This is a genomic window from Roseateles sp. P4_D2 (genome assembly GCF_056401875.1).
This window is the reverse complement of the sequence record NZ_JBFUIM010000009.1, coordinates 22296-44924: the sequence shown is the minus strand read 5'-3', so window position 1 is coordinate 44924 and position 22629 is coordinate 22296. Positions and strand designations below refer to the sequence as shown.

At 66.6% G+C, this 22629-nt stretch carries 23 protein-coding genes and 1 pseudogene; 8 read left to right on the top strand and 16 right to left on the bottom strand.

The annotated features are described in order from the left end of the window. Nucleotides 1-53: 53 nt before the first annotated feature. From AC1DW0_RS17175 to AC1DW0_RS17160, 4 genes are all read left to right on the top strand, one after another. Entirely contained in the window at nucleotides 54-899 is an 846-nt protein-coding gene (locus AC1DW0_RS17175) for a transposase (RefSeq protein ID WP_457324633.1), read from the top strand. Then, on the top strand, nucleotides 899-1735 hold the full coding sequence (locus AC1DW0_RS17170) for an amidohydrolase (protein WP_477947036.1): 837 nt from the start codon (nucleotides 899-901) through the stop codon (nucleotides 1733-1735). Before AC1DW0_RS17175 ends, AC1DW0_RS17170 begins: the two co-directional genes overlap by 1 nt. 99 nt (nucleotides 1736-1834) lie before the next feature. Beyond that, a complete protein-coding gene (locus tag AC1DW0_RS17165) occupies nucleotides 1835-2275 on the top strand; it encodes a tetratricopeptide repeat protein (protein ID WP_477947034.1) in 441 nt (146 codons plus the stop codon). Nucleotides 2276-2326: 51 nt separating this feature from the next. Further along, a complete protein-coding gene (locus AC1DW0_RS17160; RefSeq protein WP_477947032.1) occupies nucleotides 2327-4564 on the top strand; it encodes a penicillin-binding protein 1A in 2238 nt (745 codons plus the stop codon). 12 nt (nucleotides 4565-4576) lie between these two features. On the opposite strand, the gene AC1DW0_RS17155 is transcribed toward AC1DW0_RS17160, so the two are convergent. From AC1DW0_RS17155 to AC1DW0_RS17140, 4 genes are read right to left on the bottom strand one after another with little or no spacing between them, the layout of a single operon-like run. Further along, nucleotides 4577-4963 (bottom strand): VOC family protein, encoded by a 387-nt coding sequence (locus AC1DW0_RS17155; RefSeq protein WP_477947030.1) that lies wholly within the window; start codon nucleotides 4961-4963, stop codon nucleotides 4577-4579. A gap of 50 nt (nucleotides 4964-5013) precedes the next feature. Then, nucleotides 5014-5484, bottom strand: coding sequence for a group II truncated hemoglobin (locus AC1DW0_RS17150; protein ID WP_056203082.1), 471 nt, complete (start codon nucleotides 5482-5484; stop codon nucleotides 5014-5016). Beyond that, a complete protein-coding gene (locus tag AC1DW0_RS17145) occupies nucleotides 5481-6215 on the bottom strand; it encodes a DUF4386 domain-containing protein (protein WP_477947028.1) in 735 nt (244 codons plus the stop codon). Before AC1DW0_RS17145 ends, AC1DW0_RS17150 begins: the two co-directional genes overlap by 4 nt. After that, the gene (locus tag AC1DW0_RS17140) at nucleotides 6212-6727 is read right to left on the bottom strand and encodes a hypothetical protein (RefSeq protein ID WP_457350121.1); all 516 of its coding nucleotides are present in this window, start codon (nucleotides 6725-6727) and stop codon (nucleotides 6212-6214) included. The genes AC1DW0_RS17145 and AC1DW0_RS17140 overlap by 4 nt, the downstream gene beginning before the upstream one ends. Nucleotides 6728-6914: 187 nt before the next feature. On the opposite strand from AC1DW0_RS17140, the gene AC1DW0_RS17135 reads away from it, so the two are divergent. Then, entirely contained in the window at nucleotides 6915-7628 is a 714-nt protein-coding gene (locus AC1DW0_RS17135; RefSeq protein ID WP_477947026.1) for a hypothetical protein, read from the top strand. Between the two features lie 36 nt (nucleotides 7629-7664). On the opposite strand, the gene AC1DW0_RS17130 is transcribed toward AC1DW0_RS17135, so the two are convergent. Continuing rightward, nucleotides 7665-8111, bottom strand: a complete 447-nt coding sequence (locus tag AC1DW0_RS17130) for an Lrp/AsnC family transcriptional regulator (protein ID WP_477947024.1) — start codon at nucleotides 8109-8111, stop codon at nucleotides 7665-7667. A gap of 126 nt (nucleotides 8112-8237) precedes the next feature. Between AC1DW0_RS17130 and AC1DW0_RS17125 the strand changes: the two genes are divergently transcribed. Further along, nucleotides 8238-9164: a DMT family transporter gene (locus AC1DW0_RS17125; protein WP_082532987.1), complete on the top strand. Its 927-nt coding sequence runs from the start codon at nucleotides 8238-8240 to the stop codon at nucleotides 9162-9164. A 184-nt stretch (nucleotides 9165-9348) separates the two neighbouring features. Here the strand turns inward: AC1DW0_RS17125 and AC1DW0_RS17120 are convergent, their stop codons facing one another. Then, nucleotides 9349-9876 (bottom strand): SRPBCC family protein, encoded by a 528-nt coding sequence (locus AC1DW0_RS17120; protein WP_457389133.1) that lies wholly within the window; start codon nucleotides 9874-9876, stop codon nucleotides 9349-9351. Nucleotides 9877-9962: 86 nt separating this feature from the next. Between AC1DW0_RS17120 and AC1DW0_RS17115 the strand changes: the two genes are divergently transcribed. Continuing rightward, the gene (locus tag AC1DW0_RS17115) at nucleotides 9963-10817 is read left to right on the top strand and encodes a phytanoyl-CoA dioxygenase family protein (protein ID WP_457389132.1); all 855 of its coding nucleotides are present in this window, start codon (nucleotides 9963-9965) and stop codon (nucleotides 10815-10817) included. 146 nt (nucleotides 10818-10963) lie between these two features. After that, complete coding sequence (locus AC1DW0_RS17110; RefSeq protein WP_457350112.1) at nucleotides 10964-12124, top strand: BON domain-containing protein; 1161 nt, start codon at nucleotides 10964-10966, stop codon at nucleotides 12122-12124. Nucleotides 12125-12190: 66 nt separating this feature from the next. On the opposite strand, the gene AC1DW0_RS17105 is transcribed toward AC1DW0_RS17110, so the two are convergent. The 10 genes and pseudogenes from AC1DW0_RS17105 to AC1DW0_RS17060 form a co-directional block, all read right to left on the bottom strand. After that, nucleotides 12191-12619, bottom strand: a complete 429-nt coding sequence (locus AC1DW0_RS17105) for a hypothetical protein (RefSeq protein ID WP_457350110.1) — start codon at nucleotides 12617-12619, stop codon at nucleotides 12191-12193. 107 nt (nucleotides 12620-12726) lie between these two features. Then, a complete protein-coding gene (gene glmU / locus AC1DW0_RS17100; RefSeq protein WP_457323499.1) occupies nucleotides 12727-14106 on the bottom strand; it encodes a bifunctional UDP-N-acetylglucosamine diphosphorylase/glucosamine-1-phosphate N-acetyltransferase GlmU in 1380 nt (459 codons plus the stop codon). A 75-nt stretch (nucleotides 14107-14181) separates the two neighbouring features. After that, entirely contained in the window at nucleotides 14182-14805 is a 624-nt protein-coding gene (locus tag AC1DW0_RS17095; RefSeq protein ID WP_056203113.1) for a DUF4136 domain-containing protein, read from the bottom strand. Between the two features lie 61 nt (nucleotides 14806-14866). After that, nucleotides 14867-15862 (bottom strand): tRNA 2-thiocytidine(32) synthetase TtcA, encoded by a 996-nt coding sequence (ttcA, locus tag AC1DW0_RS17090; RefSeq protein ID WP_082532988.1) that lies wholly within the window; start codon nucleotides 15860-15862, stop codon nucleotides 14867-14869. A 5-nt stretch (nucleotides 15863-15867) separates the two neighbouring features. Further along, on the bottom strand, nucleotides 15868-16263 hold the full coding sequence (locus AC1DW0_RS17085; protein ID WP_056203616.1) for a dihydroneopterin aldolase: 396 nt from the start codon (nucleotides 16261-16263) through the stop codon (nucleotides 15868-15870). 312 nt (nucleotides 16264-16575) lie between these two features. Then, nucleotides 16576-17115: pseudogene (locus tag AC1DW0_RS17080) on the bottom strand (FAD-dependent oxidoreductase); the annotation flags it as partial. A 25-nt stretch (nucleotides 17116-17140) separates the two neighbouring features. After that, nucleotides 17141-17767, bottom strand: a complete 627-nt coding sequence (locus AC1DW0_RS17075) for a protein-methionine-sulfoxide reductase heme-binding subunit MsrQ (RefSeq protein WP_477947019.1) — start codon at nucleotides 17765-17767, stop codon at nucleotides 17141-17143. After that, complete coding sequence (msrP, locus tag AC1DW0_RS17070; RefSeq protein WP_457350104.1) at nucleotides 17767-18741, bottom strand: protein-methionine-sulfoxide reductase catalytic subunit MsrP; 975 nt, start codon at nucleotides 18739-18741, stop codon at nucleotides 17767-17769. Before msrP ends, AC1DW0_RS17075 begins: the two co-directional genes overlap by 1 nt. Nucleotides 18742-18882: 141 nt before the next feature. Continuing rightward, a complete protein-coding gene (locus AC1DW0_RS17065) occupies nucleotides 18883-21108 on the bottom strand; it encodes a PAS domain-containing protein (protein WP_477947017.1) in 2226 nt (741 codons plus the stop codon). 26 nt (nucleotides 21109-21134) lie between these two features. Then, nucleotides 21135-22565 (bottom strand): ATP-binding protein, encoded by a 1431-nt coding sequence (locus AC1DW0_RS17060; protein ID WP_477947015.1) that lies wholly within the window; start codon nucleotides 22563-22565, stop codon nucleotides 21135-21137. Nucleotides 22566-22629: the final 64 nt, after the last annotated feature.

The following is a 22629-nucleotide window of genomic DNA, read 5'->3' as shown; positions in this document are numbered from 1 at the left end:
AGACCGGCAGGCCGCCATCTTGCCATTCCGGGCGGCGAGACTTAAGGTGGCGCATGGCAAGGCCTGCTCGACTCGAGATCGCTGGCGCCGTCTATCTGATCGGCGCCCACTGCCCGTTCGAGAGCGGGCAGCAGGCTTTTGTCGACGAAGCCGATCGTGCCGAAATGCGTGCCTTGCTGGCCCAGGCCCTGCACCGTTTCGACGCCCAGGCCCTGGCCTACGCCCTGCTGCCCGACCACTACCACCTGCTGCTGTTCACGCGCCGCGCCAATCTGTCGCAGCTGATGCGGCATGTGAACGGCGTCTACACCCAGCATCACCAGCGCCGCCACGGCTTCAGCGGCTCGCTGTTCCAGGGGCGTTTCCATGCCGTGCTGGTCGACCGCGAGCGCCATCTGCTGGATGCCTGCCGCTATGTCGACCTCAACCCGGTGCGCCTGCGCCTGGCGCGTGGCGCGGCGGATTGGGCCGGCTCGAGCTTCCGCGCCCTGGCCGCCATGGAAGCTGCCCCCGAATGGCTGGACGTCGACGGCCTGCACAGCCATCTGCTGGGGCGCCCGGCGACGACGCCGGCCCAGCATCGCCTGGCCGGCGAACGCTATGCCCGCCTGGTCGCCTCCGAGCCTGGCTTGCAGCTGTGGCCCGGGCGTCTGCGTGAACAGATCTTCCTCGGCGACGCCGACTTCGCCGCGCGCATGCGGGCCGCCGCCGTTGCGCCCCGTCGCGTGGCCCGCACGGGCTTTGGCGAGTGGCTGAAGCGCGCCGGCGGCATCCGTGAGCAGGCGCTGTGGCTGGCCCATGCCGAGGGCGGCGTCGCGATGACGGATCTGGCGGGCCAGCTCGGCCTGTCCGTATCGCGCATCAGCCGACTCATCGCTGCCGCCGAGCGAGCCGTCTGATGCTCAGACGCCGGGCATTGCTGCTGGCCGGCCTGCCGGTTCCCGCATGGGCGCAGGCCTATGCCGGCCCGCTGTTCGACGCGCATCTGCATTACAACGACGATGCCCAGGCACCGCATCCACCGGCCGATGTACTGGCCCGCATGGCCCGCGCGGGCGTGCGCGGTGCGTTGGTCAACAGCCGGCCCAACGACGGCACGCTGCGTCTCGTCTCTGAGCCGGGGCCGCAATGGGTGCCCTTCATCCGCCTGTACCGCAACCGGGCCGACTACACCGGCTGGTTCGCCGACGACAGCATTCGGCTGATGGTGCTGGAACTGCTGAAGCGGGGCAGCCCGGCCGGGCCCTTCCGCGGCCTGGGTGAGTTTCATCTCTACGACAGCGCCAATGCCGATGGGCCGACCGCCATCGCACTGATGAGGCTGGCGCGCGAGCGCGGCCTGACCGTGCTGGCTCACGTGGACGATGTGGCGGTCGACAAGCTGCTTGGCCACGCGCCGGGAACGTCGCTGATCTGGGCCCACACCGGCATTTCCGGCGAGCCCTTGCCGCGCGTGAAGGAGCTGCTAGCCAAGCACGCGGGTCTGCGCGGCGAGCTGTCCTACCGGCCGGGCATCACGTTTGACGGCAAGCTTGGCGACGACTGGCGCGCACTGATGACACAGCACCCGGGGCGCTTCCTGATCGGCTCCGACACCTGGGTCCCCCAGCGTCTGCAGCACTACGAGGGCCTGTTCGCCGAGTACCGCGGCTGGCTCGGGCAGTTGCCGTCTGAGGTGGCTCAGCGCATCGCCTGGCGCAACGCGGCCGAGTTGTTCGCCCTCCAAGCTGCTTGAACGGCGCAAGGCCGCCATGACTTCTGACAGCCCCCGTCGTGGCAGCGGAGGGCGCTAAGCTGGCGGCCCTGCCAATCGGCATCACTTCGGGAGACGCCCATGCGCCGCTTCGTCCTGACCGCCTTGCTGCTGGCCAGCTCCGCCTGGGCCGCCGACATGAGCCCACCGCCGGAGATCAAGCCTGCCGCGGCCGATCCACTGGCCACGCCACGCCGCCTCATCGCGGCCAAGGACTGGGCAGGCGCCCTGGCCGCGTTGCGCACCGAGCCCCAGGCCGGCAATGCCGACTGGCACAACCTGATGGGCTATACGCTGCGCAAGCAGGCCACGCCGCAGTTCACCGAGGCCGAGGCCCAGTACCTGCAGGCGCTGCGCATCGACCCCAACCACCGCGGCGCCAACGAATACCTGGGCGAGCTCTATGTGATGAAGGGCGAGCTGCCCAAGGCACGTGAGCGCCTGGCCGTGCTGGAGAAGGTCTGCCCGGCCGGTTGCGAGCAACGCGAGGACCTGCAGCGTGCCATCGCGGCGGCCAAGTAACAGCTTGCAGCCCGCGCCAGAGCCAGGTGGCCACCCCCTAGGATGCGCGCCATGCTGAAGTTCCTTCTCCAACGCCCCTGGCTCGCCGCCCTCGTGGGCGTGCCGTTGGCGATCCTGCTGCTGGGTGCCATCGCGGCGGCGCTGATCTGGGCGCAGCTGCCGGCCCTTGATGCGCTGACCGACTACCAGCCCCACCAGCCGCTGCGCGTGCTCAGCGAGGACGGCCAGTTGCTCGGCGAATTCGGCGCCGAGCGGCGGCGCTTCGTGCCGCTGAAGGACATCCCAAAAGCCCTGCAGGACGCGTTGCTGGCCGTCGAAGACAGCGACTTCTACGTGCACTCCGGCATCGACTACAGCGGCATCGGCCGCGCCATGCTGCACAACATCCTGCACCCGACGCGGCTGCAGGGCGCGTCCACCATCACGCAGCAGCTGGCCCGCAACATCTTCCTGAGCAACCGGCAGACCTTTGCGCGCAAGGCCCAGGAGGGACTGCTGGCCATCAAGATCGAGAGAAACCTGAGCAAGGATCAGATCCTCGAGATCTACATGAACCAGATCTCGCTGGGCAACAAGGCCTATGGCTTTGGCGCCGCGGCCGAGCGCTATTTCGGCAAGCCGCTGGACAAGCTCAACACCGGCGAGATTGCCGTGCTCGTCGGCCTGCCCAAGGACCCCAACCGCCTCAACCCGGTTCTCTACCCTGAGCGCACCAAGCGTCGCCAGGCTGTCGTGCTGGGACGCCTCGTGGCGGTGGGCCAGATCACGCAGGCCCAGGCCGACACCGCGCGCGAGAAGCCGCTGGACGTGCGCCGGCCCAAGCGCCTCTCCGGCGTCGCCGACCATGCCGCCGAGCAGGTGCGTGCCGAGATGGTGACGCGCTTTGGCGAGGAGGCCTACACGCGCGGCCTGACCGTCTACACGACGCTGCGCTATGCCGAGCAGGCGGCTGCGCAAGAGGCGCTGCGCCATGCGCTGTTCGAGCTGGAGCGCCGCCAGCCTTTCCGCGGCCCCGAGGCGACCGTCGAGCTGCCTGAAGGCGAAGACTTCGACGAGGCCCTGGAGGCCGCCTTCGACGCCCACCCCGACCTCGGCGAGCTGCGCACCGCCGTGCTGCTCAAGGTCGACAAGAGCGCGGCCGAGCTGGTGATGGCCGACGGCGAGAAGATCAGCTTGAAGGGTCAGGCGCTGCGCCCGCTGCAGAGCCTCAAGCGCGGTGCCGTGCTGCGGGTGATGGAGTCCGGCAAGCAGTGGCAGCTCAGCCAGACACCGCAGGCCGAAGGCGCCGTCGTCACGCTGGACCCGGCCACCGGCGCCATCCGCGCCCTGGTGGGCGGCTTCGACTTCGCCCGCAACCAGTTCAACTCCGCCACCCAGGCCTGGCGCCAGCCGGGCTCGGCCTTCAAGCCTTTCATCTACTCGGCCATCATCGACCAGGGGGCCTGGGCCGGCACCCTGGTCAGCGACCAGCCCGTCGAGGTCGGCGACTGGTCGCCACGCAACTACGACGGCCAGTACGAGGAGGCGCTGACGCTGCGCCAGGGCCTGGCCCGCTCCAAGAACATGGTCACCATCCACCTGGTGCAGGCCCTGGGCCCGCAGCGCGCCCGCGCCTGGGCGGCGCGCTTCGGCCTGGACGAGGACAAGCAGCCGCTGAACCTGACCATCGCCCTGGGCACCGGCTCCGTGACGCCGCTGCAGATGGCCCAGGGTTACGCCGCCTTCGCCAACGCCGGCCAGCTGCCGACGGCCTGGCTCATCGACCGCGTGCAGGACGCGCAAGGCGCCGTGCTGTGGAAGGCCGAGCCGCCAAAGATGAGGACGGCTGTCAGCCCGCGCAATGCCTTCATGACCTCGCAACTGCTCGCCGCCGTCGCGCGCGAAGGCACCGGCGCGCGGGCCAGCAGCCTGCTCGGCCGCTGGGACCTCTATGGCAAGACCGGCACGACCAATGACGCTGTCGACGCCTGGTTCTGCGGTTTCCAGGCTACGCGGGCCGGTGCCGTCTGGATCGGCTATCCCCAGCCCAAGTCCCTGGGTGAGCGCGAAACCGGCGGCGGCCTGGCCCTGCCCGTCTGGGTCGCGACCATGGCCGTGGCCTTGAAGGGCCAACCCAACACCCAGCTGGCACCGCCGGACGAGGGTCTGGTGCAGCAAGACGGCAACTGGTTCTACTCGGAATTCGCCGGCGACATGGCGATCGCGCGCATCGGCCTGCCACCGGCCCCGCCTCGCGTCGATGAGGCCGCGTCCGAGCCCGCGCCGTCGACGCCGCCGATCAACCAGTAGCGACCAGCGGGCTCATTGCCCGGCCGGCGGCTCCCAGAGCTCGACCTTGTTGCCATCGGGGTCCATCACCCAGCCGAACTTGCCGTACTCCGAGTCCTGCGGTTCGCCGACGACGTTGCAGCCTTCCACGCGCAGGGCCGCGAGCAGGCCGTGCAGGTCGGCGACGCGGAAATTGATCATGAAAGCCGCTGCGCTCGGCGCAAAGTAGCCGGTGTCGGCCTTGAAGGGGCACCAGTTGGTGCCGCCCGCGCCGCCCGGGTTGTCGGCCGTGGCCCAGGGAAAGGTGACGCCGCCCCAGGCCTCGACGGGCAGGCCGAGGTGCTTGCCGTACCACTCGGCCAGGGCCTTGGGGTCGGGCGATTTGAAGAAGATGCCGCCGATGCCGATCACGCGTTTCATGCGAGCTCCTGAAGTGGCACGATTTCAGCACGCGATGGGGTGCTTGCGCATCAGCCCTGATACGGCCCCTTGACCTCGCCCCAACCCCATTTGGGCATGGTCGCGTCGGCGTCCACCGTCACGCCAGGTTGCGAATTGAGAACGGCCAGACGCGAGCCCCATTCAAGGTAGCCCACCAGCGCGGAGCGGAACTCGGGGTCATCGGGCATGCCGAGCTGATCGGCCGTGTCCAGCAGCAGTGCGACCCAGGCGCGGCGCTGTTCCTGGCTCAGATGGCGGTCGAGATGCTGGCGCACCATGTGCGGATGGCCACCATGCTCGGCGGAATAGGTGGCCGGCCCGCCCAGCACCTCAGCGAGGAAGGCGGCCACATGAGCCGGATGCTCGCCGTTCATGTGGGCGAAGACGGGCGCGAGCAATGCGTCGTCCTTGACGCGCTGGTAGAAGCGCTCGGTCAGCCGTTGCAGCGCGGGCAGGCCGCCCAGCCAGTCGTAAAGGGTGGGGATCGCGGGATCGCTCATGGGGGTGAGGGCAGTGTGGATGCGCTGGACGTGGGGTTGGCCGTGACCTTCACAAGTCGGTGTTTGCCCGCGGTCAGCCACAGCGCAAACGCCAGCTCGCCCACCAGGACCGGCAGCATGACGGCCGGGAACAGCAGCCTGGCGAACGCCGGCGCCAGCAGCAGCGCGAAGCTGTTGAGCAGATAGGCCAGGCCCGCGAGTGCGAGCAGCCAGCCCAGCACGCGTGGCAGCACGCCGCTGTGAGCGATCAGCGCACCGCAGATGACGCAGGAGAAGCCGAAGAACACCAAGCCGATGGCAAAGCCCTGGCCGTGCAACTGAACCGCCAGCATCGCCAGCGCCTCGCGCTGGGCTGGCGGGAAGGCGGTGCCCATGGCGGGGCCGGTCAGCAGGTCCAGCGCCGCGAGCAACTGCACGCGGTTGGCGACGAGCATGGCCGTCTGCACGAGGTTCAGGCCAGCCGCAGTCAGTGCCAGCGGCTCGTTCACGGGCCGCAGCAGCCGCCACATCATGACGATGATCGGTAGGTCCAGCACCTGCATCAACAGGTCTGCGCCCAGGCCCAGGCGCCACAACTGCGGGTTGGCGGCGATGCGCTCGGCCGTCGCGGCGGCATCACCGGCAACGACGAGGCTGCCGCGCACGAAGGCTTCGCTCCACAGCCCGAGCGCAATGATGGCGAGGTAGCAAAGCCCGGAGATGCGCAGTTCGCGCGAGCTCACGCTGGTCATGCCGGCCTCACGGCATGCCAGGCCCAGCGGGCCGTGCCGCGCACCAGCCAAGACAGGCCGGCGATGATGCCGCCGACCAGCGTTGGCAGCACAGCGCCAAACGTCCAGCTCATGCCGAGCGCGAAGCCGAACAGGCTTTCCGGCCGATGGGCCGGCAGCAGCACCGCAAGCAGCAGCAGGCCGAAGAAGATCGCCTCGGTCAGCGCCTGGAGCTGGAGGCTGAAGGCCAGCGACAGTGCTGCGCCGGTCAGCAGGGGCAGCGCGAAACCCAGCGCGATTGGCGCCCAGTCCTGCATCGTTGCCGGGCGGCGCGGCAATCGACCAGCCGCCCAGGCGGCCAGGGCCGGCAGCAGCAGCAAGCCCCAGGCGTTGGACAGGCCCGGCAGATCGGGACGCTGCAGCAGATGGTGACTGACGATACCGCCATGAAGGGCCTCCCAGCCAAGATGCAGGATTTCGGCGAGGCCGGCGAGGGCGGCGAGCGCCAGGCGCGGTGGGGTGATGTAACGCATCCGCCGGAGTGTGGCCGAGGAGATGCGTGGCGGCGGCACGGGCTGCGACCGGCGGCAGGGGCGGGGCGGTCAGCTGCAATGCCGGCCGACAGTCGGCAGGGTGATTAACGGAAGCAACGCCGGGTAACAGCTGTCGGGCTCACCCGGCTCTAGAGTCGAGGCCTTGCCACGACCGAAGTCCCAGCCCATGCGCCATCGCCTTTTGAGCGTTTCCGTTCCGACTCTGCTGGCCTTGCTGCTCGCGGGCTGTGCCGCGGTGCGCGACGGGCGTGAGGCACGCGGGCGGGACGGGCGTGACGCGCACATGGCTCAGGCGCCGTCGGTGGCGGGCGTGGCGGAGGAGAGCTTCGGCAAGCCGGCCTGGGGACGCAAGGGCGAGTTCTCGCTGAGCGGCCAGCGCGTGCGCTACGAGCGCGGCGCCGAGCGGCTGGCCTTGTTCGAACCTTTGCCCGCCAATCTGCGCACGCCGCTGAACTTCAGCTGGCAGGGGCCGGGGGGCGAAAGCTCGACCGTCTGCGAGGCCTGGACATCGGAGTCCAGCGCCAATGGCCGCCTGACGGACAGCAAGCCCTGGGTGCTGAGCTGCCGCTGGGGCAGCGCGCCAGCCGCCATGCTGCAGATCGGCGAAGGCCAGATGCGCCGCGGCAAGCTCAGCCGCGAAGGTGCCTACCGCCGCGGCGAGCTGACGGTGGGGCTGCGCTCAGTGCATCTCCACGAAGGCAGCGCGCAGCCGCAAACAGTGGCCACGGGCTACGAGATGCTGCATCAGGGCACCGTCGTCGGCAGCCTGGACCTGAGCGGCAGCCAGCCGCGGCTGCGCCGCCCCGACCCGGCCACACCGTTGGGGCGGGCCGTCACGGAGGCGGCTCTGGCCCTTGCGCTGGCCTGGGAGCCGAGCTGAGCTGAACTGAACTGAACTGAACTGACGCCAGGAGCGTCAGGTTTCCAGCTTCAACGGCGGCACGCGCCGGCGCAGGGGCTGGGCCTTGACGATGCTGGAGCTGGTCTGGGCGCAATCGGCCAGCCTGTCCAGGGCCTGGTCGAGGTGCTCGATGTCGCGCAGCGCCAGGCGCAGCACGAAGCAGTCGTCGCCGGTGACCTTGTCGCACTCCAGCGCCTCGGGCATGTCCTCGATGCGCTGCTGCACCTGGGCCAGCGCACCGGGCATGGGTCGCACGCGCACGATGGCCTGCAGCGTGAAGCCCAGGGCCAGCGGGTCGATGTCGATGGTGAAGGCGCGGATCACGCCGCGTTCGCGCAGGCGCGCCAGCCGCTCCGAGGTGGCGGGCGGCGACAGCCCAATCGCCTCGGCCAGGTCCTTCAGCGGCGCACGGGCGTCGGCGGCCAGGGCGGCCAGCAGCAGGCGGTCGATGTCGTCGATCATGATTAGGTTCGAATGGATAAGTGCCGTCGTTGATTCTGCCGAAGCATCGGATTGCCGTCTTTAATGCATATATCGGCCGGGCTGACCTTGAAACAATGGCATTCCTCGTCATTGCAAGGAAGCACCGTGTCCCCCACTACCCGTGGCGCCCTCGAGATGGGCAGCGCGATGAGCCTGCTGGGCTCGATTGGCTATTTCGTGTTGCTGTCCGGCCTGGCGCCGCTGGACGTCGTGTTCTGGCGCTGCGGCTTCGGGTTGCTGACGCTGGCGCTGATCTGCACGGTGCTGGGCCTGTGGCGCCGGCCGAGCGCGCGGGAGCTCGGGCTGGCCGTGCTGGGGGGCGTGGCCATCGTGCTGAACTGGGTGCTGCTGTTCGGCGCCTACGGCCGGGCCTCGGTGGCCGTGGCCACGGCGGTCTACAACCTGCAGCCCTTTCTGCTGATGGGCCTGGGCGTGGTGTTCTTCGGCGAGCGGCTGAGCGTGGCGCGGCTGGCCTGGGTAGCCCTGGCCTTCGCGGGCATGGTGCTCATCGTGCAGGCACGGCCGAGCGCCGGCTATGTCGGCGGCAACTTCGGGCTGGGCGTGGCGATGGCCCTGGGTGCCGCGGCGCTGTGGGCGGTGGCGGCCGTCGTCGCCAAGCGCCTGAGCGGCATGCCCGCCCCGCTGATCGCCATGATCCAGGTCGCTGTCGGCCTGCTGATGCTGGCGCCCTTTGCCGACCTCGGCCACCTGCCGCAGACGGCACTGGGCTGGATGCCGCTGGTGGTGCTGGGCGTCGTGCACACCGGGCTGATGTACGCGCTGATGTATGCCGGCGTGCAGCGCCTGCCGACGGCGCTGCAGGGCGGCCTGTCCTTCCTCTACCCGGTGGTCGCCATCCTCGTGGACTGGCTGGCCCTGGGGCACGAACTGGCGCCGCTGCAATGGCTGGGCGCGGCGGCCATCCTGCTGGGGGCCGCGGGATTGTTCGTTGGGCCTGTTAGCCCTGCGGAGATGGGTCGCGTTGTGGCCAGAAGGGCCGCAGGCACGACAGCAAACCGCAAGCTGGGTTGATACCCAGCGAGGATTTGCAACACAGCATGCGGCCCTTCTGGCCACAACCCTTCGGGAAGGCCCGCCGCAAGTGGCCACTCGTTGTTGCAGCCCTTGCCCGCACATGAGTGCGGGCTGCACGCTGCGTCTAGATTGGCCCCTTGCGGCGGGCCTTCGCGGCCCATCGCCGCAGGGCTAACAGGCCCTACTTCTCGGCCAGCGCCTTCAGGTTCGCCAGCCCCGCGTCGAAATCCGGCCCGACCATCTTGTCCATGAACAGGCCCATCCAGCGGTAGACCGGGTTGCTGCCCATGTCGCCGTCCATCGACCACGTCACCTGGGTGGCACCACCGTTGGTCTCGAGGCGGAAATCGCCGGTCGAGGTGGTGCCGAAGTCGGGGAAATAGAGCTCATAGCCCAGGCGCTTGGGCGCCTCGGCCGTCGTGAAGGTCATGCGGCCATCGCCCTGGCTCTTGCTCTTCCAGGCCCAGACGGCGCCGGCGCCCGAGGCGGGGCCGCTGTATTCGATGGCCATGGCCGGATCGCGCTGGTTCCAGGCGCTCCAGGCTTTCCAGCTGCGCGGATCGGCGACGAGGGCGTAGATCTTGTCCGGCGCGGCGTTGATCTTCACCGTACGCGAGAGCGTGTACTTCGGCGACAGCATCAGCCCGCCGCCCACGCACAACACCAGCAGCGCGACGATGGCGATCAGCAGGACCTTGAGCACTTTCATCGGGAGTCTCCCGGGGTGTTGACGTGGCCGCACTGTGGGCGCCCCGCACTGGTCACACAATCCGCACAACTCCTTCCTACAAGCTCATGACGAACTCCGCCGACCTCGCCTCCGTGTACGCCGAACAAGGCTATCTCGTCATCCCCGGCTTCAAGACGGCCGCCGACATCGCCGCGCTGCGCCAGCGCGCCCTTGACATCGTCGATGCCTTCGATCCCGGCGAGCAGCGCCCCGTCTTCACCACCGAAGAGCAGCAGCGCCATGTCGACGATTACTTTCTCGACAGCGGCGACCAGATGCGCTGCTTCTTCGAGGAGGAGGCCTTCGATGCCGAGGGCCGGCTGCGCGTCGACAAGGCCCTTGCCATCAACAAGATCGGTCATGCGATGCACGACCTCGACCCGGTCTTCAGCGCCTTTTCCAAAGGCCAGGCGCTGCGCGGCGTGGCGGCCGAGCTCGGGCTGAAGCAGCCGCAGGTCTGGCAGAGCATGTTCATCTTCAAGCAGCCCGGCATCGGCGGTGAGGTGCGCTGGCACCAGGATGCCAGCTTCTTCGAGAGCGACCCCATCACGGTGACCACCTTCTGGTTCGCGCTGGAGGATGCGACGCTGCACAACGGCTGCCTGTGGACCGAGCCCGGCGGCCACAAGGGCGAGCGCGGCGTGCTGCGCGAGCGCTTTGTGCGCGAGGGCCGCAAGGCCTGGATGGAGCAGATCGACGCGACGCCCTGGCCCGCGGCGGACTCCCGGCAAGCCATTCCGCTGGAGGTCGAGGCGGGCTCGCTGGTCGTCTTCCATGGCCTGTTGCCGCATTACTCGGCGGCCAACCGCTCCGATAAATCGCGCCATGCCTACACGCTGCATGTGACGGACGCGGCCAGCCGCTATTCACCGCGCAACTGGCTGCAGCGTGACGGCACGTTGCCGGTGCGGGGTTTTTAAGCCGCGCCCTCACAGCGGTCACAAGTACATACACCCCAAGCCCTTTGTCCTACAAGGCGAAGGAGCTTGCACCGGCATGGCGTGCCGCCAGGTCACCTCACAGTCGGCTCCATCGCAAACGTCGACAACGACGACCGGAGGCCGACATGAAATTCCCGAAATCGATGCACGCCGAGGGCTGGGCCAACCACCTGGAGGAGACCAAGCCCGAGCATCTGCCCGACGCGCTGAAGGCCGGTGGCTCCGCGCCTCTGCACGCCGCCAAGGTCCCCCCCGTCGGCGCGGCGCGATTCAAGCCGACCGGCGTTGGGGCCAAGGTGTCGGCGACGACGCCGCTTCATGCCGAAACGCCGCGTGTCGAGCCGGTTCACGCCCGACCCCAGCCCGCCACCGCATCGCTGCAGCGTGACCGGCAGATGAACTGGATGATCCCCGCCGGTGCCGGCGCCGCCCTCATCGCCGCTGTGGCCATCTGGGCCATGAACCGGCCGAGCGAGGCACCTGTCACGCCGCCCGCCATCGTGGTTGGCAGCGCCGAGCCACAGACCGAAGTTGCCGCCGCCACCCCGGCGCCGGAGACACCGGCCGCGTCACAGGCAGAGGACAGCACGACGACCACCGTCGCTGCTGCGCCAGCGCCTGCTGAGCCTGCAGCGACCACTCGTCTGGGCCCGCCGGTGACGACGACCCGGCCGGCCGCTGACGCCCCCGCTGTGGTGGCTCAGGCGCCGGCGCCCGCGGCGCGACCCGACATGGTGTTGCGCGGCGCGCCGACCAGCCCGGCTGCAACCCTGCCGCCACCGACGACCGTGGCCGCCGCGCCAGCGAACGCCCAGCCGCTTAGCGTACCGCCTGGCTCGGCGCCCATCGTGATGCCGCCCACCGCGGCCGGCCCGGCCACGGCGACGACGCCCCAAACCATGCCGCCCGCTACGCCGCCACTGGCCTCGGCAACGCCTGCTGTGCCTGACACGGTCGCCGGCTCGATGGCGCCTGGCACGTCGCCTCAAGCCCAGGCTCAAGCGCAGCCGCAACCTCCGCAGCAGCTCCTGCCGACAGCCGAGGACAGCGGCATCACGGCCAAGGTGCGCATAGCTCTCTCCGCCGATTCAACGCTGGCCGCTGTGCCCATCGTTGTCAGCACCGACCATGGCGTCGTGAAGCTGGAAGGCCAGGCACCCGACACCCAGACCCGTGAGCGGGCCACTGTCGTCGCGTCCTCAACGGGTGGCGTGAAGGCCGTCGACAACCGCTTGACGGTGCCGCCGGCAGCGGTGGTGAGCCAGGCGCCGACAAGCCAGCAATAAGCGATCCGCGCCAATGACAAAGGCGCCCTTCGGGGCGCCTTTTGCGTTTGCGTTGTGGGGCTGGGTTCAGTGGCAGTGCTGGCTGCGGGCGGGCGCCAGTTCGGCATCAATCAGCGCTTCCTCGGTCAACTCGCGGGCGGCCTCGAGCTGCTGGCAGAGTTCGCTGATGCCGTCGTCCCGGCCGCCAGTGACTGCTGGCAGCGGCGCCGCGGCAATCTCGGTGGGCAGGTCAGCCAGGGCGCCGATGAGCTGGAACAGCAGTTCCAGGCTGGCTTCACCGTCCTGCGGCAGGTCGCGCGCGGCACCCAGGCTGCGGGCCAGATACCAGCAGGCTTCGGCCGCGTTGTCGCAGGCCTGGGCCTTGAGTTCAAGGGCGCGATTCCGAGCTTCAGCCTCATCGCGTTCACGATAGGCCTGGGCGATCTCATAGGCACCCAGATCCGCCGGGACGGCATCGTCAAGCGAGAGCGCGGCAAAGTCGAGTTCGTGGGCCATGGGTACTGCGGTGTTCGTGAGACAGGGCCATCCTAACGGCGGGCCGGCCCGGCAAGTGCCCCCTCACCTCGAGCGGCGTGAAGCAATCGCCGGAACTAAGTCACTATTCAACGCTTCTTCGTGGGACGGGTCCAGCCAGTCAATGCAACTTGTTTGCCGCGGGCGACAGCGAGGTCACCGGGAGTAACGTCCTTGGTGATGGTGGAACCACCGCCAATGGTGGCGCCATTGCCGATCTTGATGGGCGCCACCAGCACGCAGTTGGAGCCGACATGAACGTCATCGCCGATCGTTGTGCGGTGCTTGTTGGCGCCGTCGTAGTTGGCCGTGATCGAACCCGCGCCATAGTTGACACGCTCGCCCACGGTGGCGTCGCCCAGATAGGCCAGGTGGTTGGCCTTGGCGCCCTTGGCCAGCGTCGAGTTCTTGACCTCGACGAAGTTGCCGATGTGCACCTCGGCGCCCAGTTGTGCGCCGGGCCGCAGGCGGGCGAAGGGGCCGATCAGCGCACCCTCGCCAACGCTGGCGCCCGCTGCTTCACCGTCGATGTGGGTGAACTCGTGGATGCGTGCGCCGGCGGCGATGGTCACGTTGCGGATCACGCAGTTGGCGCCAACGCGCACGCCATCGCCCAGGCTCACCTCGCCCTCGAAGACGCAGTTCACGTCGATCTCGACGTCCTGGCCGTGCGTCAGCGTGCCGCGCAGGTCGAAGCGGGCCGGGTCGGCCAGGCGCACGCCGGCGCGCATCAGGCCTTCCGCCTGGCGGACCTGGAAGGCGCGTTCGAGCTGGGAGAGCTGCACGGGGTCGTTGACGCCCAGCACCTCGATCTCGCTGTGGGCCTTGATGCCCAGCACGGGCAGGCCCTCGGCGACGGCCATCGCGACGATGTCGGTCAGGTAGTACTCGCCCTGGGCATTGTTGTTGGTCAGCTGGCCGACCCAGCGCTTGAGCGCTGCAGTGGGCGCGGCCATCATGCCGCTGTAGCCCTCGTGGACGAGGCGCTGCTCAGGCGTGGCGTCCTTGTGCTCGACGATGGCGAGCACGCCGCCGTCATCGGGGTCGCGGATGATGCGGCCGTAGCCGGTGGGATCGGCGAGGTCGACCGTCAGCAGCACCAGGGCGTGGCCGGCGCAGGCGTCGATGAGAGCCTTGGCCGTGGTGGTTTCGATCAGGGGCACGTCGCCGTTCAGGATCAGCGTGGTGCCTTCACCCAACAGCGCCGGCACGACCTGCTGGATGGCGTGGCCGGTGCCGAGCTGGGGCATCTGGCGCACGAAGGAGATGCCGTCAGCCGAGACGGCCGCCTCGACCTGGTCGGCGCCGTGCCCGGTGATGACGATGCGCGCGCTGGCGGCCAGGGGCTCGCAGCTCTTCAGCACATGGGCCAGCAGCGAGCGGCCGGCGAGCTTGTGCAACACCTTGGGCGTTGCGGACTTCATGCGGGTGCCCTTGCCCGCCGCCATGATCACGATGTTGAGCGCCATGCCTGCCTTGCGACTGCGTTTGAACGAAGCCGCGATTATGGGCAGGCGGGGCGCTGTTCCCTGCTGTCCTCGCCGCTAGCGGACGGCTTGCACGGAGACGCGATGCGATTTCGGGTTGACCTTGGGGAACTCGGCCATGGCCGCGTCGAACAACGGCGTCAGCAGGGCGTCGCTGCCCATGGTCACGCCCTCGTTGCTGGCATGGGTCTCGAACAGGGCCTCGCCGCTGGCGCGGTCACGCATCAGCAGGGCCACGGCGCGGTCGTAGCGGCGATCGAAGAACGGATCGTGACGCCAGCCAAAGCCGCTCCAGCCTGGCACATAGCCATAGCGCGGCGAAATGAGGCGGCCGCGCCAGCGCCACCACAGCGGGTCATCCCAGGGCACGGGGTCGTAGGCGGTGACGCGGGCGCCCAGCGTGACGAGCACGTCAGCGCTCTTCGCATCGGCGGCAGGCCTGAAGCCGGCCTTTTCCAACGCGGCCTTGGCGGCGTCTTCCAGCGTGGCCTGGCGCTTGGCGGCTTCCTCACTCTGCTGCTGCGAGGGCAGGCGGTCGAAGGCATAGCTGCCGGGCTTGCGGTCGGCCGGCCAATTGCCATAACTGGAGACGTCAGCGGAGACCGTGTACGGGCCGGCGCAGCCGGTGAAGGCAGCGACCGAGGCAGCGGCAAGGGTGGCGAGGATCAGGCGGCGGTTCATGACGGCACCTCCATCAACGAGATGCCGTCATTCTGACCCGCTCAGATTGCCCGCGTGTAAATCAGCGTTGCAGCGTGATGACTGAAGCCTGCGCGGGTGTCGCGCAGCTTTCATCGTCGTCGAAGGCGATGTCGCCGTCGGGCTCGGCCCGGCCCGTGGCCTTCATGGTCTCGAACGGGAAGAGCTTCTTGTCCATCATGTGCGAGGGCACGACGTTGCCCATGGCCGTGAAGATGTTGTCGATACGGCCGGGGTAGCGCTTTTCCCACTCGTTGATCATGGCCTTGACCTGCACGCGCTGCAGGTTGTCCTGGCTTCCGCACAGGTTGCACGGAATGATGGGGAACTCGCGGTGTTCGGCCCAGCGCACGAGGTCGGGCTCCTTCACATAGGCCAGCGGGCGGATGACGACGTTCTTGCCGTCGTCGCTGACCAGCTTGGCCGGCATGCCCTTCATGCGGCTGCCGAAGAACATGTTCAGGAACAGCGTCGTGACCATGTCGTCGCGGTGATGGCCCAGCGCGATCTTGGTGGCGCCCAGTTCGCCGGCCACGCGGTACAGGATGCCGCGGCGCAGGCGCGAGCACAGGCTGCACGTCGTCTTGCCCTCGGGGATGAGCTTCTTGACGATGGAATAGGTGTCCTGGTTCTCGATGTGGAAGTCCACGCCGCGCGAACGCAGGTAGTTGGGCAGCACCTCCTCGGGGAAGCCGGGCTGCTTCTGGTCGAGGTTGACGGCGACGAGGCTGAACTTGATCGGCGCGCGCTGCTGCAGGTTCAGCAGGATGTCCAGCATGGCGTAGCTGTCCTTGCCGCCTGACAGGCAGACCATGACCTTGTCGCCGTCTTCGATCATGTTGAAGTCGGTGACGGCCTGGCCGACCTGGCGGTGCAGGCGCTTGGACAGCTTGTTGATCTCAAACGCGGCCTTCTTGTCGGCAGCGGCTTGTTCGGCGAAATCGAGGACGTCAGCGGTGCCCGGCCGCCCGAAACCGCTGACAGCCCCCTCGGGGGGCAGCTCGCCGTGCGAGCGTGGGGGCAAATCAAGTTCAGACATGTTGTTCACCATGCACCCAGTTCGGTGCTGATTGCGACTTCGCAGTCGGGAAAGATTTCGAGCTTGGTCAGCTTCAGGCGCACGCCGACGACGCCGGGCAGGCTCATCAGGCGGTTGCAGAGCTTGCCGAGCAGGGCTTCGACGAGGTCGGTGTGCTCGGCCGTGCACTCGTCGATGATGGCCGTGCGCACGCGGCGGTAGTCCAGCACATGGCCGATGTCGGCGTCGCGCGCGACGACAGGCATGGCACCGAGGTTGACCTCGGCATCGACCTGGATGGGCTGGGGCCCGGTGCGTTCGAAATCGAGCACGCCGAGGTTGGCGCGAAAACGCAGGCCCTGCAGATGGATGACCTGGCGGTTGTTGTAGCGCTGCGGCGCGGCGGCGACCTGCGGGCGCAGCGCCAGTTCGATCTGCTTGGCCGCCTGCACGCCATCGGCCAGTGCCGTCTGCACGCAGGGATGCCAGCGACGGCTGGCGTCACCGGCGACGAAGGCGCGTTGGCGCGAGGCCTCATCCAGCAGCGCAAAGGCGGAAGGCTCGGGCTCGAAGCCCAGCAGTGCGGCGACAAAGTCGAAACGTTCGGCGCCGACAGTGACGCTGCGGTCGTCCGGCAGCAGGGCCTCGGGCAGTGGCGTGGCCAGTTGCACCGTAATGCGGGGGTGGGCGGTCGCCCGCTCGGCCAGGTGGATCTGGGCGCGCCAGCTGCCGCGCGACCAGACAGTCACCTCATGGCCGCGCTCGGCCAGGAAAAGGGCGTTCTCTGCGGCGTTGTCGCCGGCGCCCAGCAGCAGCACGCGCCCTGGCGACAGGGCCTCGCGGCGGGCGGTCAATTGGGAGGCGTCCAGCACGCGCTCATGCGGCACGGCGAAGTAGCGCGCCGGGCGCAACAGGCGCAGGCCGGTGGCGACGAGCAGGGCGCGGGCCTGCACATGCTCGCCGGTGGCCAGTTGCAGGGTCCAGCCTGCGGGCGTGTGGCGGGCGGACTCGGCCCGCGTGCCCAGGCGCAGCGTCATCCCCGGCGTGGCCTGGGCCTGGGCGGCGTAGTGCTCGCCCAAAGCAGCCAGGCGGGCGGCGGGCTCGCCCAGCACCCAGTCCTGGGCGAAGTTCAGGCCGGCCAGCGCGGCGCACAGGCGGGATTCGCGCTCGACGAGCAGGGCCGTCATGCCCATCTGGCCCAGCCAGGACGCGGCGCTGCAGCCGGCGGGGCCGCCGCCGAGGATGGCGACGTCAATGGAGGTGGGGTTGGGCATGGGGTGGTTCGGGCAGAACCGCGAATTATCCCAGTCGCGCCTTTTTCGTGTTCAGGCGTTTGAAGAGGCGCCACCCCAGCAGCGCGGCAAGGATCACGCCGTAGACGGCCGGCTCGGCGAAGTTGTGCTTGCCGGCGCGCATCCAGATGAAGTGCAGCAGCGCGATGACGGAGATGGCGTAGATCGTCTTGTGCAGCGCCTGCCAGCGCTTGGCGCCGAGGGCCTTGATGGCCTTGTTGAAGCTCGTTGCCGCCAGCGGCGTCATCAGCAGCCAGGCGGTGAAGCCCATCAGGATGAAGGGCCGCTTGGCGATGTCGCGGGCGATGTCGGAGAAATCCAGCCCCATGTCCAGCCAGCCATAGGCCAGCAGGTGCAGTGAGGCATAGCTGAAGGTGAACACGCCCAGCGTGCGCCGAAAGCGCGCCAGTGCGGCCAGGCCCGTCAGCTCGCGCAGCGGCGTGATGGCCAGCGTCAGCCACAGGCCGCGCAACGTCCAGTCGCCCAGGCCGCGGATGATGGCTTCGGCCGGGTTGGCACCGAGCCGGTTGGCTACGGCGCCGAAGACCAGCCACGCCAGCGGCGTAAGGCACAGCAGGAAAAGCGCCGGTTTGGCGCCGCGGCTGAGCAGCGCCGCCGTCAACGCACGCCGCATCAGAAATTGCGCTTCAGATCCATGCCCGCATAGAGCTGGCCCACTTGCGCTTCATAGCCGTTGAACATCAAGGACGGCCGCTTCTTGGCGAACAGGCCGTCTTCGCCAATGCGGCGCTCGCTGAGCTGGCTCCAGCGCGGATGGGCCACGGTGGGATTCACGTTGGAATAGAAGCCGTATTCCTGGGGTGCGCTCTCTTCCCAGCTGCTGCGCGGCTGCTTCTCGACGAAGCGGATCTTGACGATGCTCTTGGCCGATTTGAAGCCGTACTTCCAGGGCAGCACGATGCGCACCGGCGCGCCATTCTGGTTGGGCAGCACCTCGCCATACATGCCGAAGGTCAGCAGCGCCAGCGGGTGCATGGCTTCATCCATGCGCAGGCCTTCGAGGTAGGGCCAGTCCAGCACCGACGAGCGCAGCCCGGGCATCTGCGCGCGATCGGCCAGCGTCGTGAATTCGACGAACTTCGCCTTGCCGGTGGGCTCTGCTTTCTTGATGAGCTCTGACAGCGAGTAGCCCACCCACGGGATCACCATGCTCCAACCTTCGACGCAGCGCAGCCGGTAGATGCGCTCTTCCATGGCGCTGAGCTTGAGCAGCGCGTCGAGGTCGTAGCGGCCGGGCTTGGCGCATTCGCCTTCGACGCTGACCGTCCATGGCCGGGGCTTGAGCGTGTGGGCGCGCTCGGCGGGGTCGGCCTTGTCGGTGCCGAATTCGTAGAAGTTGTTGTACGAGGTTGCATCGGCGTAGCTGGTGACTTTCTCCATCACCATCGCACCGGCCACGGCCGAGCGGGCGCCCGGCAGCTTGGGCAGCTTGCCGCCACCTGGCGCGGCCTGGGCCTGGGCCAGAGCCAGCGGTGACGCGGTTGCCAGGCCGAGGCCGGCCAGGGCCGTGCGGCGGTTCAGGTAGACCCGGCGGGGCGTGATCTCGCTGGACAGGGGCTCGTGAAGGGCGGTCGTTCGAATCAGCATGAGGGGCTCTCGGGTCTGTGGGCTGAGGCTGGGTCGGGCCAGGACGGGCGCAACTTACACCGACCGCGTTCTACTTGCTTGAGCGTTGAGCGCATGGCGGCATGTGCGGACCTTGGGCCAGGCATTTGTCGGTATCGCCATTTAGCGCGCGGATCCCGTAGGTACGTTCACGGGAACCTCCAGGATGAACGACGCACCTTGCCCAGGGCCATCGCTATGGACGCTCAAGCTGCCGCCCATCTCCTGTGCGGCCAGAACGCAGCTGTGCAAACCAAAGCCATGCCCGTTCTTGCGCGTGGTGAAACCATGAGAGAAAACGCGGGTCAGATTCTCCGGCGCGATGCCTTCGCCGTTATCGGTCACCGTGATGCGCAGCACTGGCCCTTCCATCAAAACAGCACCGAGCGTAATGAAGGCGCGTTTGTCCGCGGTCGCGCTCAACGCTTGTTTGGCGTTGCTGATCAAGTTCACCAGCACCTGCAACACGCGATGCCGATCCAGTAGGAGAGCGGGCAAGGTCGGGTAGTTTTTTACAACATCCACTTTGTGACGCGTCAGCGCAACCGTGTGCATGCGCAGCGCGTCGTCCAGCAGTTCGTCCACCTTGGCGGATTCGACAACACGCGGCGTGCCTGCATATGACTGCTGGGTTGCGATGACCTGTTTGATATGTTCCACGCTGCCGCACAGCGCGCCCAGTTCAGTCGTTATGGCTTCGTGCTCACCCTCGAGTGTTCGAGCCAGTTCACGCAAATAGGTGGGCAGCAGCTTGCCTTTGCTGTCCTGCGTCAGGAACTGCCCCAAATCCTCGGTATGCGCATCCATCAAAGCCACGGAGCGGGCGAGTCCCTTGAGCTTGGATGCCCGCAACTGGGCGCCAATCAAGTCGGCCGATACGTTGACGCTGTTGAGAACGTTGCCCACGTTGTGCAAGACGTTGGTTGCGATCTCTGCCATGCCTGCGAGGCGTGCCGCAGTCAGCAGTTGGGCCTGCACCTCTTCAATTTTTCGCTCGGCTTCCTTCAGTTCGGATATGTTTTTTGACGTTCCGAAGGTCCCGATCAGTTGACCATGCCGGTCTCTCCAGGGGCTTTTGGTGGTGAGATACCAAACAACGCGCCCATCGGGATGGACGGTTTTCTCGCTCTTTTCGACGATGGGTTTTCCGGTCCGGAGGATCTCTTCTTCATCATGGCTGAATTCACTCGCTCTATCCTGGCCATAAAGGTCTGCGTCGGTTTTGCCGATCACATATTTTTCAAACTCGTCCACGTTGGCCAAATGCGGCGGGAGTGCGTCTTCATCCGTGCCGGGATGTACTGCGCGGTAGCGGCTGATCGATAGTCGCAGCAGGTTATGCAGCTCTGAACGGCTTATTTTGACGAAGCGTGATTTCAGATCCTTGAAGAAGATGGAATCAGGCGAATTCTCCATCAGCGTGCTCAGCAAATCGTGGTGATATGCCAGCGCTGCTTCCGTCTGCTTCAGCGCAGTAATGTCCTTGGAGATGCCGAAGGTGCCGATGATGACTCCTGCACTGTTGCGCAGCGGCATTTTGGTACTCAGCGTCCAGGACTCGGCGCGGCCATCCTTCCAGGTTTCCTTCTCCGCCTTGCCAATCATCGGTTGGCCTGTGCGCAGTATTTCCTGTTCATCCTCATAGGCGGGGCGCGCATGCTCTTCGGAAAAAAAATCAAAATCTGTCTTGCCTACCAATGCCGCCGGCGACGCGGCCCCGAATTGCAACGCCTGGGCTTTGCTGCATTTGAGAAAGCGGGACTGCATATCTTTGAAGTAAATATGATCGGGAGAGTTGTCCAGGAGTGTGCGCAGCAAATCTTGCTCATTGATCTGGGACGCATCCACTGGGCTCTCTGCCGCTGTCGTCTCTGCCGCTGAGTTCACGCCTTGATGCGCCTCGGCAAACTGTTGCAAATGCCACTTCTCTGTCAGGGAATGTGACAACTGGATGACTTCAACGCGGTCAAGAGGCATTTGAAGCGTCAGCCACCTGCTATTCGTTGCTCCCATGGCTTCGAATAACGAGTCAGAAGAAGAATCGAGCCGCTCCGCGCAAAGCACGATCTGAACGCTGGGATCAATTGCCCAAATTTGGGGGGCTATTTCGACCGCTGTCCATGCCTTGGTTTGAGAGGCGCCTATGAATACCAAGGTATAAGGTTGCGAAGCCAGCAGGGACTGTTGCATCAGGGCAAGGCTGTCGCGGGTGTCGCGGGCGCAGTCCAGCTGGAATTTCCCTTGCGCATGGGTATCTTCGACCAACATGTTGCGAAAGGCGCCGTGAGTGTCGGGATTGCTGTCCACGACGAGAATACGGCCCTTGTTTGGGGCAGGCCATGTTTTCATGATGGGTTGCCTTGCATGAAGTGGCTTCAGATATCGGACACTGGCACTTCGGCTTGCGTTTTTGTCTGTCGCACCGGCAGCGTGACGCGAAACGTGGTGCCTTGACCCACGACACTTTCCACGTCGATGCGGCCGTGGTGTTTCTGCACGATGCCGTAGGACACCGATAGCCCGAGCCCCGTGCCTTTGCCAACGGGCTTGGTGGTGAAGAAGGGCTCGAAAATATGCTTGAGCGTGTCGGGTGGTATGCCAGTGCCCGTGTCGGCCACCTCCATCCACACGTGCGCCCCTTCGGCTCCCGTTCGAATGGTGATGCGGCCACGTTTTTCACCAATGGCGTGAGTCGCATTGACCACAAGGTTCATCACCACCTGATTGATCTGTGAAGGCAGGCATTCAATATTGGGAATGGCGCCATATTCTTTGACCAGATCGGCCTTGTACTTGATTTCGCTGGCGACGATGTTCAGCGTCGAATCGATGCCCTGGTGCAGATCGGCTGATTCCCAGTCTTGCGACGAATCAATGCGGGAAAAGTCCTTCAGATCCTGGACGATCTGGCGCACCCGCACAATGCCTTGCTTGGATTCTCGTATGAGCACTGGAATGTCTTCTTTCAAGAAGTCCAACTCCACACGTTCACGCAGTGCGCGCAGATTTGCAATCACCTCGGGTGCCGTGATGCTGGTTTCTGCGTGTTCATAGGCGGCAATCAGCTCGAACAGTTTTCCGATATATCCGTCCAAGGTGCCATGGTTTGAGAAAATATAGCCGATCGGATTGTTTATCTCATGCGCGACACCTGCCGCAAGCTGACCGATGGAGGCCAGCTTTTCTGATTGGATCAATTGCCCTTCCAGATGCTTGCGCTCCCTCATCTCGTTCTGTAAAACTTCGTTGACGGTGAGCAGCTCGCTGGTGCGTTCCCGTACCGCGTCTTCCAAAAGGGTGCGATGCGCCGCCGCATCCTGCATCATTTGCCATTTGGTGGTGAGCGCCGTGGCCAGTTGGAGGACCTCGATGGAATCAAAGGGCTTTTTGAGGATCAGCAGGCGATCGGATACGTCCAGGCGCGCCAAGATATCGGCCCACGAACCGTCGGCATATGCCGTGCAAATAACAACCTGCAAACGTGGGTCGCGCTGCCATAGATGTTCAATGGTTTGCACACCATCCCAGCCGGGCGGCATGCGCATATCCACGAAGGCCATGGCATAGGGCCTGTTTTCGTGGAGGGCGGCTTCTAATTTTGAAAGCCCCTCCTGCCCTTGATAGGCAGAATCGAGTTCAAAGGCGATTTGGGGGAGCGCGCTGTCCTCTTCGCCAAACAAAGCTGCTTCCACGGCGCTGAGTTGCGCGTGTTCCGGCGCTTGCGGCATGAGGATCTTTCGAAAATCCTCGTGGATTGCAGGCATGTCATCCACCAACAGGATGCGACGGTTTTGCGGGGTCTTCATCGCTGGCCCTCCGGATTGGGGACTGATTTTTCAGAATAATTAGAGCAGATTTCCGTAAGGGTAT